The organism is Luteimonas soli, assembly GCF_042648865.1.
Classification (GTDB): Bacteria; Pseudomonadota; Gammaproteobacteria; order Xanthomonadales; family Xanthomonadaceae; genus Luteimonas; species Luteimonas soli.
On sequence record NZ_JBHRYA010000003.1, the window covers coordinates 182,999 to 200,515 of the forward strand.

At 68.7% G+C, this 17,517-nt stretch carries 20 protein-coding genes; 15 read left to right on the plus strand and 5 right to left on the minus strand.

From position 1 onward, the window contains the following. Positions 1-63 precede the first annotated feature (63 nt). From ACFONC_RS04180 to ACFONC_RS04195, 4 genes are all read left to right on the plus strand, one after another. Positions 64-1,227 carry an acyl-CoA dehydrogenase family protein gene (locus tag ACFONC_RS04180; RefSeq protein WP_386742471.1) on the plus strand — a complete coding sequence of 388 codons (1,164 nt, stop codon included), beginning with the start codon at positions 64-66 and terminating at the stop codon, positions 1,225-1,227. Between the two features lie 53 nt (positions 1,228-1,280). Beyond that, positions 1,281-1,826, plus strand: coding sequence for a GNAT family N-acetyltransferase (locus ACFONC_RS04185; RefSeq protein WP_386742472.1), 546 nt, complete (start codon positions 1,281-1,283; stop codon positions 1,824-1,826). A 113-nt stretch (positions 1,827-1,939) separates the two neighbouring features. After that, the gene (locus ACFONC_RS04190) at positions 1,940-4,174 is read left to right on the plus strand and encodes a thiamine pyrophosphate-dependent enzyme (protein ID WP_386743056.1); all 2,235 of its coding nucleotides are present in this window, start codon (positions 1,940-1,942) and stop codon (positions 4,172-4,174) included. A gap of 104 nt (positions 4,175-4,278) precedes the next feature. Then, the gene (locus tag ACFONC_RS04195; protein WP_386742473.1) at positions 4,279-4,833 is read left to right on the plus strand and encodes an NADPH-dependent FMN reductase; all 555 of its coding nucleotides are present in this window, start codon (positions 4,279-4,281) and stop codon (positions 4,831-4,833) included. A gap of 247 nt (positions 4,834-5,080) precedes the next feature. On the opposite strand, the gene ACFONC_RS04200 is transcribed toward ACFONC_RS04195, so the two are convergent. The 5 genes from ACFONC_RS04200 to ygfZ form a co-directional block, all read right to left on the minus strand. Further along, the gene (locus ACFONC_RS04200) at positions 5,081-5,320 is read right to left on the minus strand and encodes a hypothetical protein (RefSeq protein WP_386742474.1); all 240 of its coding nucleotides are present in this window, start codon (positions 5,318-5,320) and stop codon (positions 5,081-5,083) included. Further along, the gene (locus ACFONC_RS04205; RefSeq protein WP_386742475.1) at positions 5,292-7,643 is read right to left on the minus strand and encodes an FdhF/YdeP family oxidoreductase; all 2,352 of its coding nucleotides are present in this window, start codon (positions 7,641-7,643) and stop codon (positions 5,292-5,294) included. Before ACFONC_RS04205 ends, ACFONC_RS04200 begins: the two co-directional genes overlap by 29 nt. After that, positions 7,640-8,485, minus strand: coding sequence for a formate dehydrogenase accessory sulfurtransferase FdhD (fdhD, locus tag ACFONC_RS04210; RefSeq protein ID WP_386742476.1), 846 nt, complete (start codon positions 8,483-8,485; stop codon positions 7,640-7,642). The genes ACFONC_RS04205 and fdhD overlap by 4 nt, the downstream gene beginning before the upstream one ends. A gap of 160 nt (positions 8,486-8,645) precedes the next feature. Then, entirely contained in the window at positions 8,646-9,137 is a 492-nt protein-coding gene (locus ACFONC_RS04215; protein ID WP_386742477.1) for an OmpA family protein, read from the minus strand. 145 nt (positions 9,138-9,282) lie between these two features. Continuing rightward, positions 9,283-10,116, minus strand: coding sequence for a CAF17-like 4Fe-4S cluster assembly/insertion protein YgfZ (gene ygfZ / locus ACFONC_RS04220; RefSeq protein WP_386742478.1), 834 nt, complete (start codon positions 10,114-10,116; stop codon positions 9,283-9,285). A gap of 98 nt (positions 10,117-10,214) precedes the next feature. Between ygfZ and ACFONC_RS04225 the strand changes: the two genes are divergently transcribed. The 11 genes from ACFONC_RS04225 to lolD all read left to right on the plus strand — a co-directional run bounded on the left by ACFONC_RS04225 (position 10,215) and on the right by lolD (position 17,512). Next, positions 10,215-10,367, plus strand: a complete 153-nt coding sequence (locus ACFONC_RS04225) for a DUF1674 domain-containing protein (RefSeq protein ID WP_386742479.1) — start codon at positions 10,215-10,217, stop codon at positions 10,365-10,367. Positions 10,368-10,516: 149 nt separating this feature from the next. Further along, positions 10,517-10,906, plus strand: coding sequence for a succinate dehydrogenase, cytochrome b556 subunit (gene sdhC, locus ACFONC_RS04230; protein ID WP_386742480.1), 390 nt, complete (start codon positions 10,517-10,519; stop codon positions 10,904-10,906). Further along, a complete protein-coding gene (gene sdhD / locus ACFONC_RS04235) occupies positions 10,903-11,316 on the plus strand; it encodes a succinate dehydrogenase, hydrophobic membrane anchor protein (protein WP_386742481.1) in 414 nt (137 codons plus the stop codon). The genes sdhC and sdhD overlap by 4 nt, the downstream gene beginning before the upstream one ends. Before the next feature lie 70 nt (positions 11,317-11,386). Next, entirely contained in the window at positions 11,387-13,177 is a 1,791-nt protein-coding gene (gene sdhA / locus ACFONC_RS04240) for a succinate dehydrogenase flavoprotein subunit (protein WP_386742482.1), read from the plus strand. A gap of 11 nt (positions 13,178-13,188) precedes the next feature. Next, positions 13,189-13,398, plus strand: a complete 210-nt coding sequence (locus ACFONC_RS04245) for a hypothetical protein (RefSeq protein WP_386742483.1) — start codon at positions 13,189-13,191, stop codon at positions 13,396-13,398. 10 nt (positions 13,399-13,408) lie between these two features. Then, complete coding sequence (locus ACFONC_RS04250) at positions 13,409-14,200, plus strand: succinate dehydrogenase iron-sulfur subunit (RefSeq protein WP_386742484.1); 792 nt, start codon at positions 13,409-13,411, stop codon at positions 14,198-14,200. 179 nt (positions 14,201-14,379) lie between these two features. Beyond that, positions 14,380-14,799, plus strand: coding sequence for an MAPEG family protein (locus ACFONC_RS04255; protein ID WP_386742485.1), 420 nt, complete (start codon positions 14,380-14,382; stop codon positions 14,797-14,799). Then, positions 14,796-15,065 carry an FAD assembly factor SdhE gene (locus tag ACFONC_RS04260; RefSeq protein WP_386742486.1) on the plus strand — a complete coding sequence of 90 codons (270 nt, stop codon included), beginning with the start codon at positions 14,796-14,798 and terminating at the stop codon, positions 15,063-15,065. The genes ACFONC_RS04255 and ACFONC_RS04260 overlap by 4 nt, the downstream gene beginning before the upstream one ends. A 112-nt stretch (positions 15,066-15,177) precedes the next feature. After that, positions 15,178-15,489, plus strand: a complete 312-nt coding sequence (locus ACFONC_RS04265; protein WP_386742487.1) for a hypothetical protein — start codon at positions 15,178-15,180, stop codon at positions 15,487-15,489. A gap of 24 nt (positions 15,490-15,513) precedes the next feature. Then, entirely contained in the window at positions 15,514-16,755 is a 1,242-nt protein-coding gene (locus ACFONC_RS04270) for a lipoprotein-releasing ABC transporter permease subunit (RefSeq protein ID WP_386742488.1), read from the plus strand. A 58-nt stretch (positions 16,756-16,813) separates the two neighbouring features. Then, the gene (gene lolD / locus ACFONC_RS04275; RefSeq protein WP_386743057.1) at positions 16,814-17,512 is read left to right on the plus strand and encodes a lipoprotein-releasing ABC transporter ATP-binding protein LolD; all 699 of its coding nucleotides are present in this window, start codon (positions 16,814-16,816) and stop codon (positions 17,510-17,512) included. Positions 17,513-17,517: the final 5 nt, after the last annotated feature.

The window sequence follows — 17,517 nt, forward strand, 5'->3', positions numbered from 1 at the left end:
TGCGGGTCATCCCGCCCTGACAAGGGCTAAAATGGCCGCTTTTACGGAACCGAAGAACCCGCCATGGCCCTGCACCCCTACGACCTGTACGACGTCCGCTCCCTGCTCAGCGAAGAGGAGCGCGCCGTCCAGGACACCGTGGCCCGGTTCACCGACGAGCGTGTGCTGCCGATCATCGGCGACTGCTTCGACCAGGGGCGCTTCCCGAAGGAGCTGATCCCCGAGATCGCCGGCCTCGGCCTGCTCGGCGCCACGCTGCCGGAGGAGTACGGCGGCGCCGGCCTCAACGGCGTGAGCTACGGCCTGATCTGCCAGGAGCTCGAGCGCGGCGACAGCGGCCTGCGCAGCTTCGCGTCCGTGCAGTCCTCGCTGTGCATGTACCCGATCTTCGCCTACGGCACCGAGGAACAGAAAAAGCGCTGGCTGCCCGACATGGCCGCCGGCAAGGTCATCGGCTGCTTCGGCCTGACCGAGCCGCACGGCGGCTCCGACCCGGCCAACATGAAGACCAACGCGAAGAAGGACGGCGGCGACTGGGTGATCAACGGCGGCAAGATGTGGATCACCAACGGCAACCTGGCTGACATTGCCATCGTCTGGGCGCAGACCGACGACGGCATCCAGGGCTTCGTCGTCGAGAAGGACTTCGCCGGCTTCAGCGCGCAGGAGGTCAAGCACAAGATGAGCCTGCGCGCGTCGGTGACCTCCGCACTGTTCTTCGACAACGTGCGCGTGCCCGAGTCCAATCGCCTGCCCAACGTGAAGGGCCTGAAGGGCCCGCTGGGCTGCCTGACCCAGGCCCGCTACGGCATCACCTGGGGGCCGATCGGCGCGGCCATCGCCTGCCTGGACGAGGCCTTGAACTATTCGAAGGAACGCATCCTGTTCGACCGCCCGGTGGCCGCGACCCAGAGCGCGCAGCTGAAAATGGCCGACTGGGCGCGCCGCATCACCGCCGCGCAGCTGCTGTCGCTGCAGCTCGGCCGCCTGAAGGACGCCGGCACCATGAAGCCCACCCAGGTCAGCCTGGCCAAGTGGAACAACTGCCGCATGGCAATCGACATCGCCCGCGAGGCGCGCGACCTGCTCGGCGGTGCCGGCATCACCACGGAGCACTGCCCGATCCGCCATGCCCTGAACCTGGAATCGGTGATCACCTACGAGGGCACCGAGACCGTGCACCAGCTGGTGGTGGGGCGCGAGCTGACCGGCATCAACGCGTTCTGAGCCGAGAGCGCTCCTGCAGGGCAGATAACGACCCTGGTGAATCGGGAACCGACTTGAACCCCACCGACATCCGCATCGAAACCGATCGCCTCCTGCTGCGTCCACCGCGCATCGAGGATTTCGACGGCTTCGCCGAACTCCAGGCCGACGCCGAGGCCACCCGCTTCATCGGCGGCCATGTCACCCGCGCCGAGGCCTGGCGTCGGTTCCTGTGGCAGCCCGGGGCGTGGCTGGTGCAGGGTTTCGGGATGTTCGGCGTGGTCGAGAAAAGCGGGCAATGGGTGGGCCAGATCGGGCCGTGGAAGCCGGAAGGCTGGCCGGGCAACGAGATCGGCTATTCGTTCCATCCGCGCGCCTGGGGCAAGGGCTACGCGACGGAAGCGGGCATCGCCGCCGTCGACTGGGCCTTCGAGCATCTCGGCTGGGACGACATCATCCACTGCATCGATCCGGGCAACGAGGCATCGCAGCGGGTGGCGCAGCGGCTGGGTTCTCGCAAGTTGCGCAGCGGCAGGCTGCCGTCGCCGTTCGAGGATACGGCCGTCGACATCTGGGGCCAGACCCGCGAACAGTGGTGTGCGCGAAGCGCGAATGCGTAGGTCGGGGCTACGCCCCCGACGCCCGGACGATCCGGAATCGCCAGGGAACAACCATCGGGCGCGTAGGCCCGCCAACGGAAACCATCGTGACCGCACAACCGATCCCCGCCCGCATGCGCGGCCTCAACCGCGCCGAGATCTGCGACGTCAACTTCAGCGAGTTCGTGCGCGAATGGGGCGGCCATGCCGATGCGAAGCCGGCCGCGGATGAGTCCATCCTCGATGGCAGCGCGCTCGACGCGCGCGGCTTCCGCGAGCTGTTCGAATCGCAGCTGATCAGCCGCCACCTCGACCTGATGGCGCGGGTGCTGCGGGTGCAGAACAAGGTCTTCTACACGATCGGCTCCAGCGGCCACGAGGGCAACGCGATGGTGGCGCGCGCCACGCGCCACACCGATCCGGCATTCCTGCACTACCGCTCCGGTGGCTTCATGGCCGAGCGCTTCCGCAAGCTGCCGGGCATGGACCCGGTGATGGATTCGGCGCTGTCGTTCGCGGCGTCGAAGGAAGACCCGGCGTCGGGCGGGCGCCACAAGGTGTGGGGCAGCAAGCCGCTGTGGGTGCTGCCGCAGACCTCGACGATCGCTTCCCACCTGCCCAAGGCGTTCGGCACGGCGGTGGCGATCGAGCAGGGCAAGCGCATCGGCCATGCGTTGCCGATCCCCGACGACAGCATTGCGATCTGTTCGTTCGGAGATGCGTCCAGCAACCACGCCACCGCGCAGACCGCGTTCAACGCCGCGGCCTGGACCGCCTACCAGCGGCTGCCGGCGCCGGTGCTGTTCGTGTGCGAGGACAACGGCATCGGCATCTCGGTCAAGACGCCCGATGGCTGGGTGGCGCGCAACTTCCGCGACCGGCCCGACCTCGACTACTTCTCTGCCGACGGCCTCGACCTGGCCAACGGCTACGGCGACGTGCAGCAGGCGGTCGAGCACTGCCGCCGCACCCGCCGCCCGACCTTCCTGCACCTGCGCACGACCCGGATCATGGGCCACGCCGGCACCGACTTCGAGATCGAGTGGCGCAGCATCGAGGAACTGTGCGCGGTGGAAGCGACCGACCCGCTGCTGCGCTCGGCCGCGATCGCGCTGGAATCCGGGCTGATGTCGAAGGACGAAATCCTGGCGCTGTACGAAGACACGCGGAAGAAGTGTTTCGCCGCCGCCGAGGAAGCCGACCGCCGTCCGCGTCTGTCCTCGCTGGAGGAGGTGATGGCGCCGCTGGCGCCGTACACCCCCGACGCGGTGGCGAAGGAAGCTGCGCGTGCCGACTACGGCCAGCGCCGCGAGGAAGTCTTCGGCGGCAAGGACAAGCTGCCCGAAACGCAGGCGCCGCGACACCTGGCGATCCAGATCAACAACGCGCTGCACGACCTGTTCGCCAAGTATCCCGAGACGCTGCTGTTCGGCGAGGACGTGGCGCAGAAGGGCGGCGTGTACACGGTCACCAAGGGGCTGCAGAAGACCTTCGGCCCGCGCCGCGTGTTCAACACCCTGCTCGACGAGACCGTGATCCTCGGCCTCGCGCAGGGCTACGCCAACATGGGCATGCTGCCGCTGCCGGAAATCCAGTACCTGGCCTACCTGCACAACGCCGCCGACCAGATCCGCGGCGAGGCGGCCAGCCTGCAGTTCTTCAGCAACAACCAGTACCGCAACCCGATGGTGGTGCGGATCGCCTCGCTGGGCTACCAGCGCGGCTTCGGCGGGCATTTCCACAACGACAACTCGATTACCGCGCTGCGCGACATTCCGGGCCTGGTGGTCGGCTGCCCGTCGCGCGGCGACGATGCCGCGACGATGCTGCGCACCCTGGCGGCACTTGCGAAGGTGGACGGGCGCGTGTGCGCCTTGCTCGAACCGATCGCGCTGTACATGGCCAAGGACCTGTACGAGCCGGGCGACGGCGGCTGGCTGACCGAGTACCCGGCGCCGGGCGAGGCCATGCCGCTGGGCGAAGGGCGCGTCTACGGCGAAGGCAACGACGACCTGGTCATCTTCACCTTCGGCAACGGCGTGCCGATGAGCCTGCGCGCCGCGCGGCAGATCGAAACAAAGCACGGCTGGAAGGTGCGCGTGGTCGACCTGCGCTGGCTAGTGCCGCTCAATGACGCCTTCATCCGCGAGCAGGCGGCGAGTGCCAAGCGCATCCTGATCGTCGACGAGGGCCGGCGCAGCGCCGGCGTGGGCGAGGGCATCATCACCGCGGTGGTGGAGGGCGGCTACGGCGCGCGGCCGTTCCGGCGCGTGGTCGGCGCGGACACGTTCACGCCGCTGGCGGGCGCGGCGTTCCTGGTGATCCCGTCGGAAGACGACATCGTCGCGGCCGCCGGCACCCTCGACTGAGGCGCGGCGTCATGGGCGGAACGGTTCCTTCCGCCCTTGACGCACAGCTGACGGGCCCGCGCGGATAGTCTGGGGCTTCGACTTCCCGGAAGGAGCATTCCCCCATGGCCACAACCAAGATCGCGGTATTCGTCGGCAGCCTGCGCAAGGACTCGTTCAACCGCAAACTGGCGAAGGCGGTCGAGAAGCTCGCGCCCGACGACTTCGAGTTCAGCCACGTGCGCATCGACGACCTGCCGCTGTACAACCAGGATTTCGACGAGGACTACCCCGCCGAAGCGAAGCGGCTGAAGCAGGACGTCGAATCGGCCGACGCCGTGCTGTTCGTCACGCCCGAATACAACCGTGCTATCCCCGGCGTGCTGAAGAACGCGATCGACATCGGCTCGCGTCCGTGGGGCACCAACTCGTTCGCCGGCAAACCGGCCGGCGTGCTCGGCATCTCGATTGGCGCCATCGGCACCGCGCTGGCGCAGCAGCACCTGCGCAACACGCTGGCCTACCTGGACATGCCCACGCTGGGGCAGCCGGAAGTCTTCATGCAGATGAAGGACGGGCTGCTCGACGACGATGGCAACGTCGGCAACGACGACACGCGCAAGTTCCTGCAGGGGTTCGTCGACCGGTACGTGGCCTGGGTGCGCAAGCACGCCGCCTGAGCACGATTGCCGAACGACACCTGTGTCGTGGGAGCAGCTTGTGGGGGCGGCTTCAGCCGCGAGCTTTTCGAGGGCCGGGACCGGGGCTCGGGATTCGGGATTCGGGATTCGGGATTCGGGATTCGGGAAAAGCTTCCCGCTCTTGCCCCCTTTGTAAAGGGGGTATGGGGGATTTGCTCCTGCCCTCGGCCACGTCGCCAAAAGCTCGCGGCTGAAGCCGCTCCCACAAAAGACAACGATGCGTACGTCAACGCTGGTCGCGCGCGACCAACATCGCGACGTCGCGATCCCCGTGCCGCTCCACGCGCACCAGTCCGGGTCCCGGCCGGCCGCCAATGGATTCCCCGCCCAGCCAGGCCAGTTCGCGCATCAGCACGCTCATGCGCACGCCCAGGCGCTTGCACAGGCGGGGCAGGGAGATGCCGTCCGGCTCACGCGCGAGCTCTGCGAGCAGGCGTTCAGTCGTGGACGGCAATGGTGATGTCACGCGGCGCCTCGCCGGGCTTCGCAGCGGCGGGATCGTGCGCCGACACCACTACCGGAATCGACTTCGACGTCGGCGTGCGCGCCTGGTCGGCGAAGCTCGACAGCGGCACCAGCGCGTTGGTCTCCGGATAGTAGGCGGCCAGGCAGCCGCGCGGGATGTCGTATTCGACCAGCAGGAAGCCTCGTGCCCGGCGCTGCACGCCGTCGTCGCACAGGCTTTCCAGGTCGACCCGGTCGCCTGCCTGCAAACCGAGCGCGGCGATGTCGTCGGCGTTGGCGAACAGCACGCGGCGCTCGCCAAACACGCCGCGGTAACGGTCGTCCAGGCCGTAGATCGTGGTGTTGTACTGGTCGTGCGAGCGCACGGTGGTCAGCGTGAACACGGGTTGCCCGCGGGACGCGCGGGCGCGGTGCACGGGCAGGTCGGTCGGGACGGCATGGGTGATGAAGGCGGCGCGGCCGCTGGCGGTGTTCCAGCGCCGTTCGCCGGCAGTGTTGGTCAGGCGGAAGCCGCCGGGCACGCGCACGCGCGCGTTGAAGTCGTGGAAGTCGTCGAACACATCGGCGATGCGGTCGCGGATGCGGTCGTAGTCGGCGACCAGCCACTGCCACGGCACCTTGCTGCGCGCGCCGAGCGTGGCCTGCGCCAGGCGCGCGACGATCGCCGGCTCCGACAGCAGGTCGGTCGATGCCGGTGCGTTGATGCCGGCCGACAGGTGCACCATGCTCATCGAATCCTCGACGGTCACCGCCTGCGGCCCGGTTTCCTGCACGTCGATTTCGGTGCGCCCCAGGCACGGCAGGATCAGCGCCTGCCGTCCGTGTACCAGGTGGCTGCGGTTGAGCTTGGTGGCCACGTGCACGGTCAGGTCGCAGTTGCGCAGCGCGCGGTGCGTGGCCTCGGTGTCGGGCGTGGCGGTGGCGAAGTTGCCGCCCATGGCGAAGAACACCTTGCCGCGCCCGTCGAGCATGGCCTCGATCGCGCCGACGGTGTCGAAGCCATGTTCGCGCGGCGGCTCGAAGCCGAACACCTGCTCCAGTCGGTCGAGGAGTGCCGGCGCGGGCCGTTCGTAGATGCCCATCGTGCGGTCGCCCTGGACGTTGCTGTGGCCGCGCACGGGGCAGGCGCCGGCGCCCGGCCGGCCGAGGTTGCCGCGCAGCAGAAGCAGGTTGACCAGCATCTGGATCGTGGCGACCGAATGCTTGTGCTGGGTGATGCCCATGCCCCAGCAGCAGATCACGCTGCCGGCGGACAGGTAGATGTCGCCTGCGCGCCGGAGTTGTTCCTGCGACAGCCCTGATTCGGCCTCGATCGTTCCCCAGGCCTCGTCCGCCACATCGGCCGCGAACGCAGCGAAGCCGGTGGTGTGGCGGGTGATGAAGTCGACGTCGACCACGCGCGCGCCGCCGTCGCGACGCGCCTGTTCGTCGGCTTCCAGCACGTGCTTGATGATGCCCTTGACCGCGGCGAGGTCGCCGCCGATGCGCAGCTGGAAATAGTCCGACGAGATCCGGGTCGATCCGCCACTGAGCATCTCCAGCTTGTCCTGCGGATCGGCGAAGCGCTCCAGCCCGCGTTCGCGCAGCGGGTTGAACGACACGATCGCCGCGCCGCGCTTCGACGCCCGGCGCAGTTCGCCGAGCATGCGCGGATGGTTGGTGCCCGGGTTCTGGCCGAAGATGAAGATCGCGTCGGCCAGCTCGAAGTCGTGCAGAGACACCGTCCCCTTGCCGACGCCGATCTGCGGCGTCATCCCCGTGCCGGACGGTTCGTGGCACATGTTCGAGCAGTCGGGGAAGTTGTTGGTGCCGAACTCGCGCACGAACAGCTGGTACAGGAACGCGGCCTCGTTGCTGGTGCGCCCGGAGGTGTAGAAGATCGCCTCGTCTGGCGAGGGCAGCGCATTGAGGTGCGAAGCGACCAGCGCGAAAGCCTCGTCCCACGACACTGGCAGGTAATGGTCGCTGGCGGCGTCGTAACGCATCGGATGGGTGAGTCGGCCCTGGTCTTCGAGCCAGTGGTCGCTGTAGCGCGCGAGCTCGGCGACGGAGTACTTCGCGAACAGCCCCGGCGTGGCGCGGTGCTTCGTCGCTTCGGCTGCGACGGCCTTGGCGCCGTTCTCGCAGAACTCGAAGGTGGACGTGTGGTCGCGGTCGGGCCAGGCGCAGCCCGGGCAGTCGAAGCCGTCGGGCTGGTTGGCTGACAGCAGCGTCTTCGCGCCGTGCACCGGCACGTCCTGCTCGAGCAGGTGCTTGGCGACGTTGCGCAGCGCGTCCCAGCCGCCTGCGGGGCGGTCGTAGCGGCGGATGCTCTTCTTGCTCATGCGGCGACTCCCGGCGCCCTGTCGCGCAGCCGCCCGGGATGCGTGTACACCACGTGCCCGTATTCGCGCGCGAAGCCGACCAGGGTCAGCGTGGAGGACTCGGCCAGCGCGATCGCCAGTGCGGTCGGCGCGGAAATCGCCACCAGCACGGTGATCCCCGCCTGCGCGGCCTTCATCACCATCTCGTAGCTGGCGCGGCTGGTGACCACCGCGAACCCTGCCTGCGGATCGACGCCGGCGCGCAGCATCGCCCCGACCAGCTTGTCGAGCGCGTTGTGGCGGCCGACGTCTTCGCGCACCAGGGTGATGCGGCCGTCAGAATCGGCCCAGCCGGCGGCGTGGGTGGCGCCGGTCAGCGCGTTGAGCGGCTGCCGGTCCTGCAGTTCGCGCAGGGCGCGGTCGAGCGCATCGGTGGTGACGGTGGTTCCCGTGGCTACCGGCGGCGGCGGGCGCAGTACCGCTTCGACCTGCGCCATGCCGCAGATGCCGCAGCCACTGCGCCCCTCGAGGCTGCGGCGGCGCGCGTCGAGCACGGCGGCGCGTTCCGGCGGGGTGGCCAGGGCGATTGCGACGCCTTCCAGTGAGGTTTCGATCGATTCGATCACGACTTCGTCCGCGCTCGCGACGATGCCCTCGGCCAGCGCGAAGCCCAGCGCGAAGTCCTCCAGGTCGTCGGGCGTGGCCATCATCACCGCGAACGGCTCGCCGTTGCATGCGAAGGCGACCGGGACCTCGGCGGCCACCATGTCGCGGGCCTCGGTGGCTCGGCCGTGGCGGCGGCGCAGGACGTGTTTTTCGGCCGCGCCGGGCAGGTGTTCGTGCTGGTGTTCCGTCTTGCCCATGGCGGGCGCCAGATTAGCGCAACGCGGCGGCAATTGGCCGCCGCAAGCGATCCACGCCCCTGCAGGAGCGGCGGAAGCCGCGAGCTTTCCGTTCACGTGCCGATGAACCGGAAGCTCGCGGCTCCCGCCGCTCCTACAACAGCGGGTGCGGTGTGAGGAACTACCCGCCGGCTGGCACGACCCGGATCTCCACGCGCCGGTTCGGCGCCAGGCAGGCGATCAGCGCGTCGCGGTCCTGGTCCTCGCATTCGACCACGGGCTCGACGCTGCCGCGTCCGACCGCGGTGATCCTGTCCGCGGGCACGCCCTTTTCCACCAGGTAGTCGCGCACGCTGTTCGCGCGACGGGTCGACAGTGCGACGTTGGCGTCGGCGCTGCCGATCCGGTCGCTGTGGCCGATCACGTGGACGATCTCGAAGGGCGGGCCGGCCAGCAGGTCGGCGGCGAATGCGTCGAGCTGGGTGCGGCCCTCGACGCCGTCAGCGGCGATCTCGGACTTGCCGAAGGCGAACAGGCCGTCGGTGGACAGTTTCTGGTTCTGGACCACCGGCGGTGGCGGCGCGGGTTCCGGTGCCGGCGCCGGCGTCTGGCAGGCGGTCAGCAGCGTGGCCGTGGCCAGCAGCGCCGGCACTGCGAGCTTCATTGCGTTCATGGCGATTCCCTCTCCCCGTTGGATGCGGTCGGTCGCCTGTGGCCGCCGTCGTTCGGCGGTGGGCCAGGGACGTTCCGGCGCCGAGCGTAGCAACACCGTGTGGAGGGAATGCGACGATGGCGACCGGGCGCGCGCCCATGGGCCGTCAGCGGGCGAGGCCGTCGCGCAGGGGCAGGGGGCGCAGCGGGTGGCCATCGACCGCCGCCGCGGCCGTGCTCGCATCCAGCGGCAACACCGCGAGTGCCGAGTGCTGCCCGCTCGACGTGACCGCGCTCGCGATCGTCCCGAGCGCCCGATCCCCGTCCATGACCTGCTGCCCCGCCTCGAGCGGCGCGTCGCATTCGAACAGCACCAGCCCGCGCTTGGCCTGGCCGAGGAAATGCGTGCGCGCGACGATCTCCTGGCCCGGGTAGCAGCCCTTCTTGACGCTGTAGGCCCGCAGGCGGTCGAGCGAGAGTTGCTGCGGCGTCCATTTCTCGATCTGCGACTCGTCGAGCCGCGGCAGGCCGTGCGTGAGGTCGAACGCCGCCCAGCGCGCGCGCGCCTCGCCGTCCTCGACGGCTTCCAGCACCGGCCCAGCCCACAGCGTGCGTGCGCCGCCGTCGCCGCCGAAGTCGAACGCGAAGCCGTCGGTCGCCATCGCCGCGCGCGAGCCGCTGGCTGCCAGGTGCGCCTCGAACGCGCCGCCCACCTCCAGCGCGCCGGTTTCGATCGCCACCTTGCTGCGGAACACGAACCGCTGCAGCTGCGCGACGAACTGCGCGGGGTCCGCATCGTGCAGCACCAGTGCGATGGTTTCGGCATCGACCCTGAGCAGCGCGAACAGCGCGATCACGCGCCCCTTGGGCATCAGCCAGCCGCTCCACTGCCAGTCGCCGTCGGCGAGCGCGGCCACGTCGCTCATGAACTGCGCCTGCGCGAACGCCGCCGCGTCGCGGCCGCGCAGGGTGACGAGGTGGTGGTCGGGCAGGGCGAACATGGGCGTTTCCAGGGCGTGGGCCGGTACGGCGGACTTGTCCGGCAAACTTGTCCAAATGTGGGCCGGGAACTAGACTGGCCCGGTTGCGAGACCCCGAAATGATAGGCGAAACGACCCAGACACCCGCTCCCGAGCAGATCGAACAGTCTGTCCCGGAAGCGACACCCGCCCCGGAAATCGGCGGCCGCGAAGGCCCCGATCCGACGCGCTACGGTGACTGGGAGAAAAACGGACGCTGCATCGATTTCTGAGGCCCTGCATTCGTAACCCGGGTCAAGCGTGGCAAGACCCGGGGCTTTCGCCACGACGTGTTCGCGTGCCCGGCCCCGGGTGACGTCGAACGCCGATGGCGGGGCGTCAGCCACGCGGCCCAGGCCGCCCAGCGAGAGAACGAGGCACGATGGCCAATCGCGAACGTCCCCTGTCACCGCACCTGCAGGTCTACCGGTGGCAGATCACGATGACGATGTCGATCCTGCACCGGACCACCGGCATCATCCTGTTCGTCGGCGCGTTCGCGCTGGCGTGGTGGCTGCTCGCAGCGGCCGCCGGCGGCGACGTCTATGCCACCGCCGCGGCCTGCCTGGCTTCGCCGTTCGGCAAGATCGCGCTGTTCGGCTTCTCGCTGTCGCTGGTCTACCACCTGCTCAACGGCATCCGCCACATGCTCTGGGACATCGGCTGGGGCTTCGAGCTTCCCGAGGTCTACCGCTCCGGCTACGCGGTCGCCGGCCTGACGGTGGTACTGACCGCATTGATCTGGTTCTTCGCACTGCGGGGTGGCGCATGAGCGATTCGCAGACCCCGGCAGGCTCGGTGAAGCCCGACTACCGCACGCCGATCGGCCGCGCCCGCGGCCTGGGTTCGGCCAAGTCCGGTACCGCGCACTTCTGGTGGCAGCGCGTCACCGCCATCGTGCTGGCGCTGCTGGTGCCGTGGCTGGTGGGCACGCTGGTGTCGTTCATCGGCGCGGACCTGGCCACCGTGCATTCGGTGCTGTCGACGCCACTCAACGCGATCCTGCTGGCGGCCTTCGTGCTGGCGTTGTTCTGGCACGCCAAGCTGGGCATGCAGGTGGTGATCGAGGACTACGTGCACACGCGCGCGCTCGAAATCACGCTGCAGCTGGCGGTGACGTTCGCGTGCGCCTTCGGTGCGCTGGCTTCCCTGTATTCGATCGCCAAGATCGCTCTGCTGTAACGAGTCGCCTGGTTCCGCAAGGAAGCGGTTTCCGCACGACCCGATCGCAGCACGCAACACGAGATCCTCGATGACCAACGCCTACAAGATCACCGAACACAAGTACGACATGATCGTCGTCGGCGCCGGCGGCGCCGGCCTGCGCGCCACCTTCGGGCTGGCCCAGAAGGGGCTGCGCACGGCCTGCATCACCAAGGTGTTCCCGACCCGCTCGCACACTGTTGCAGCGCAGGGCGGCATCTCGGCCGCGCTGGGCAACATGGGTCCGGACGACTGGCGCTACCACTACTACGACACCATCAAAGGTTCGGACTGGCTGGGCGACCAGGACGCGATCGAATACATGTGCCGCGAGGCGATCCCGGCGATCATCGAGCTCGAGCACCAGGGCGTGCCGTTCTCGCGCACCGAGGAAGGCAAGATCTACCAGCGCCCGTTCGGCGGCATGACCACCGAATACGGCAAGGGCACCGCGCAGCGCACCTGCGCCGCGGCCGACCGCACCGGGCACGCGATCCTGCACACGCTGTACCAGCAGTCGCTGGCACACCACGCCGAATTCTTCATCGAGTACTTCGCGCTCGACCTGATCATGGACGAGGACGGCGCCTGCCGCGGCGTGCTGGCGCTGGACATGAGCGAGGGCACTCTGCACCTGTTCCGCGGCCACGGCACGGTGCTGGCCACCGGCGGTTACGGCCGCGCGTACTTCTCCGCGACCTCCGCCCACACCTGCACCGGCGACGGCGGCGGCATGGCGCTGCGCGCCGGGCTCGGCCTGCAGGACATGGAGTTCGTGCAGTTCCATCCCACCGGCATCTACGGCGCCGGCTGCCTGATCACCGAGGGCGTGCGCGGCGAAGGCGGCATCCTGCGCAACAGCAGCGGCGAGCGCTTCATGGAGCGCTACGCGCCCAACGCCAAGGACCTGGCCTCGCGCGACGTGGTCAGCCGCGCGATGACGCTGGAAATCCGCGAGGGTCGCGGCGTCGGCGAGCACAAGGACCACATCCACCTCGATCTCACCCACCTCAACCCGGCCGACATCCACGAAAAGTTGCCGGGCATCGCGGAAAGCGCGCGCATCTTCGCGGGCGTGGACGTGGAGAAGCAGCCGATCCCGGTGATCCCGACCGTGCACTACAACATGGGCGGCATCCCGACCAACTACCACGGCGAAGTGGTGCAGCTGAAGGACGGCAACCCCGACCACGTGGTCCCCGGCCTTTACGCCATCGGCGAAGCCGCCTGCGTGTCGGTGCACGGCGCCAACCGCCTGGGTTCGAACTCGCTGCTCGACCTGGTGGTGTTCGGCCGCGCGGTGGCCAACCGCTGCGGCGAGACGATCAAGCGCGATGCCCCGCACAAGCAGCTGGCCAAGGATGCCTGCGACCGTTCGCTGGCCAACCTCGACAAGCTGCGCAACGCCAATGGCGGCACTCCGACCGCAGTGATCCGCGACCGCATGCAGCGCACGATGCAGGCTGACGCCGCGGTGTTCCGCACCGGCGAGACCCTGGCCGAGGGCGTCGAGAAGATCCGCGAGATCCGCGCCTCGTTCGACGACGTCAAGGTCAGCGACCGCTCGCTGGTCTGGAACTCGGACCTGGTCGAGACCTTCGAGCTGCAGAACCTGCTCGGCCAGGCGCTGGCCACCATCGTCGCCGCCGAGAATCGCCAGGAATCGCGCGGCGCGCACGCGCGCGAGGACTTCCCCGAGCGCGACGACGCGCAGTGGCAGAAGCACTCGCTGTGCTGGGTCGGCGACGAAGGCGAAACCCGCATCGACTACCGCCCGGTGCACATGTACACCCTCGACGACGAGGTCGAGGTGGTGCCGCCGATGAAGCGTGTTTACTGAGGGGTGATGACTTGGCGTACCTGCTACTGATCGCAACGCTGCTGCTTTTTGGTTGGCGTGCCTGGGTGGTCCTCGCGAACGAGGCGCCCTGGACGCGCGCGATCGGTTCAGTGCTCAGCGCGGCGATGCCGTTCCCGGTATTCCTGATCGTCATCGTCCGTCACTATTTCTGCAGGCAAACGGCGTCGGAACGAGCCGGAATACCCACCATGGTCCAGTAACGAGACAGCAATGGCCGAATTCACCCTCCCCAGGAACTCGAAGATCCACAAGGGCAAGCGCTTTGCCGCGCCGGCCGGCGCGACCCGCGTGCGCGAGTTCAAGGTCTATCGCTGGAGCCCGGACGACAACGAGAACCCGCGCACCGACACCTACGAGGTCGATCTCGACAAGTGCGGCCCGATGGTCCTGGACGCGCTGATCAAGATCAAGAACGAGATCGACCCGACGCTGACCTTCCGCCGCTCCTGCCGCGAGGGCATCTGCGGCTCGTGCGCGATGAACATCGACGGCACCAACACGCTGGCCTGCACCCGGGCGATCGACGACTGCGCCAGCGGCAAGGGCGAAGTGCCGATCTACCCGCTGCCGCACATGGAAGTGGTCAAGGACCTGGTCCCGGACCTGACCCACTTCTACGCCCAGTACGCCTCGATCCAGCCCTGGATCCGCACCCAGAGTTCGCCGCCGCCCGACCGCGAGCGGCTGCAGTCGAAGGAAGACCGCGCCAAGCTCGACGGCCTCTACGAATGCATCCTGTGCGCCTGCTGCAGCACCGCGTGCCCGAGCTACTGGTGGAACGGCGACCGCTACCTGGGCCCGGCGATCCTGCTGCAGGCCTACCGCTGGATCATCGACAGCCGCGACGAGGACACCGGCGCGCGCCTGGACGACCTTGAGGATCCGTTCAAGCTCTACCGCTGCCACACGATCATGAACTGCACGCGGACCTGCCCGAAGGGCCTGAACCCGGCCAAGGCGATCGGCGAGATCAAGCAGCTGATGCTGGCGCGGCAGCAGTAGGATCGGCAGCAAGGCATTTTCCTTCTCCCTCCGGGAGAAGGTGGCCCGAAGGGCCGGATGAGGGTATGGCGAAAAGACGGTGGTCTGAGCCATTGCGGCTTCGCCGTACCCTCACCCCAACCCCTCTCCCGAAGGGAGTGGGGCTTAAAGCCCAGGCTACCAGCTGAAGGAAACTTCCCATGCCCCGCGCCATCTTCCTCCCCGCCTTCGCGATGGTCGCCCTGACCATCGTCGTCTGGGTCCGCATGTACACCATGCGCATCGCGCAGATGAAGCGCGAGCGCATCCATCCGCAGGCCGTCGCCACCTCCGCGCAGTCCGCGGCGAAGCTCACCGACAGCCGCGCGGCCGACAACTTCCGCAACCTGTTCGAGCTGCCGGTGCTGTTCTACCTGGCCCTGGCCGTGGCCGCGGTGTCCGGCCTGGTCACCACCACGACCCTGGTGCTGGCATGGCTGTTCGTGCTGCTGCGCGTGGCCCACAGCGCGATCCAGTGCAGCTACAACAAGGTCATGCACCGCTTCCAGGTCTACTTCGCCGGGGGCGTGGTGCTATGGTTGCTGTGGGCGTGGCTGGCCTGGCTGCTGTTCCTGCGATGAGCGGCCTGTCGCCCGCCGACGAGATCGAGCTGCGGCGCCTGCGCTGGCGGTCCCGGCGCGGCATGCGCGAGCTCGACCAGTTGCTCAATCGCTGGCTCGACCAGCAATGGGCGGCGTCTTCCGAAGCGCAGCGCGGGGTTTTCCTACAGCTGCTGGACTGCGAAGACGATAGGCTCTGGCGCTGGTTCCTTGGCCATGAGAACGCTCCCGATGCCGCACTCGACGCGCTCGTCCAGCGCATCCGCGCCCTGCCGCCCGCCGCTTGACGCGTCCGGCTGCCGGCTCGAACGACGCACGTCGCCACTGCTGGTCGCCGCACTTTCGTTGCTCGCAGTTGCCGCGGCCCTTGCCGTACTGGCGTCGGAAATGCCGCGCCCCGTGGCGTGGCCCCTCGCGCTCGCGGCGATGGCGCACGGCGCTTGGCTGGCCTGGCGCGAGGCCCGGGCGGTGCGCGGCGAACTGGTGATCCCCGGCGCGGATGGCCGCGCAAGCATCGATGGCAGGGCGGTCGATGGCCTGTCGGTGCGCTGGCGCGGCCCGATCGCCTTCGTCCAGTGGCGAGACGGCGATGGCCATTGCCATCGGCATGTTTTCTTCCCCGACACGCTGCCCGCAGCGCGCCGCCGTGAACTGCGGCTGGCCGCGCCGGCGCCCGCACCTGCGCGGCGGGCGTCTTCGGTGGCACCATAGCGCCTGCTTCGTCGACGACCGCACATGTTCAAACCCATCCCCGTCGCCATCGGCCTGCGCTACCTGCGCGCCAAGCGCCGCAACGGCTTCATCTCCTTCATCTCGCTGGCCTCGATCCTGGGCATCGCCATCGGCGTGGCCGCGCTGATCACCACGCTGGCGGTGATGAGCGGCTTCCAGCGCGAGATCCGCGACCGCATGCTGCAGATGGCCGCGCACGCCACCGTCACCGCCAGCGGCGAGGCGATGGAGAACTGGCAGGTCGCCATCAGCGAGGCCCGCGCCGATCCGCGCGTGGCCGGCGCCGCGCCCTACATCGAAACCCAGGCGCTGCTGTCGGGCACGCGCAAGGAGGGCGCGCTGATCCGCGGCGTCGACCCGGCCGAGGAGGGCAAGGTGTCGGTGCTGGGCGAAAAGATGGTCGAGGGCAGCCTGGACGACCTCACTCCCGGCAGCTTCAACATCGTGCTCGGGCGCGAGCTTTCGATGTGGATCGGCGCCGGGGTCGGCGACAAGGTGCTGGTGCTGACCGACGTGCGCGCCACGCCGATGGGTGCGGTCAAGCAGATGAAGCGGTTTACCGTCAGCGGCATCTTCGAGGCCGGCTACCAGGAGTACGACAAGGGCCTGGCGGTGGTGAACATCCACGACGTGCAGCGGCTGATGCGCATGGGCGACGGCGTCACCGGCGTGCGCCTGCGCATGCACGACATGGACCAGGCCTGGAACGTCGCCCGCGACCTGGCGCTGCGCCTCAAGGGCCCGTACCTGGTCAGCGACTGGACCCGCGACAATGCCAACATGTTCCGCGCGCTGAAGCTGGAGAAGACGATGATGGCGATCCTGCTGTCGCTGATCATCGCCATGGGCGCGTTCAACCTGGTGTCCTCGCAGGTGATGCTGGTGACCGACAAACAGGCCGACATCGCGATCCTGCGCACGCTCGGGCTCACCCCGCGCGGGGTGATGCATGTATTCATGGTGCAGGGTTCGCTGATCGGCCTGATCGGCACGGTTTCGGGCGTGATCGGCGGCATCGTGCTCACGCTCAACCTCGAGCACATCCTGCGCGCGATCGAGCGCGTGCTCGGCGTGCAGCTGATGCCCGAGGACGTGTACTACATCACCGGCCTGCCGACGCAGCTCAACCCCGGCGACATCACCGTCATCGCGATCGTCGCGCTGGTGATGGCGTTCCTGGCCACGCTGTATCCGGCCTGGCGCGCGGCGCGCACGGCGCCGGCGGAGGCGTTGCGCTATGAGTAGCCGGGATTCGGGAATCGGGGGTCGGGATTCGGAAGGGCAAGTGCAACAGCAACGGCACATGCACGACGGCGAGGTGATCCGGGCGGAGGGCTTGGCGAAGACCTATGCCGAGGGGTCGCTGCGCACGCCGGTGTTCGACGGGCTGGACCTGGCGGTGCACGCGGGCGAGACGGTTGCGATCGTCGGCGCGTCCGGTGCCGGCAAGAGCACGCTGCTGCACTTGCTCGGCGGGCTCGATACGCCGACGGCGGGCGAAGTGTTCGTGGCCGGACAGCAGATGAGCGCACTGTCGGACGCCGAGCGCGGCCGCCTGCGCAACCGCGCGCTGGGCTTCGTCTACCAGTTCCACCACCTGCTGCCCGAATTCACCGCGCTGGAGAACGTGATGTTGCCGGTGATGCTGGGTGGCGTGCCCGTGAACGATGCGGACAAGACCGCGCGCGCGCTGCTCGAATCGGTCGGCCTCGGCCATCGCCTGGAACACAAGCCGGGCGAACTGTCCGGCGGCGAACGCCAGCGCGCCGCCGTGGCGCGCGCGCTGGTCAACCGGCCCGGCTGCGTGCTCGGCGACGAGCCCACCGGCAACCTGGACGACAGGACCGCGGCGACCGTGTTCGACCTGATGCTCGAACTCAACCGCGCCCACCGCACCAGCCTGGTGCTGGTGACGCACGACCGCGGACTGGCGCGCCGGCTCGACCGGGTGCTGGAACTGCACGAAGGGAAACTCAGGGAGCTGGGTAACCAACAGGTGTAAGGAGA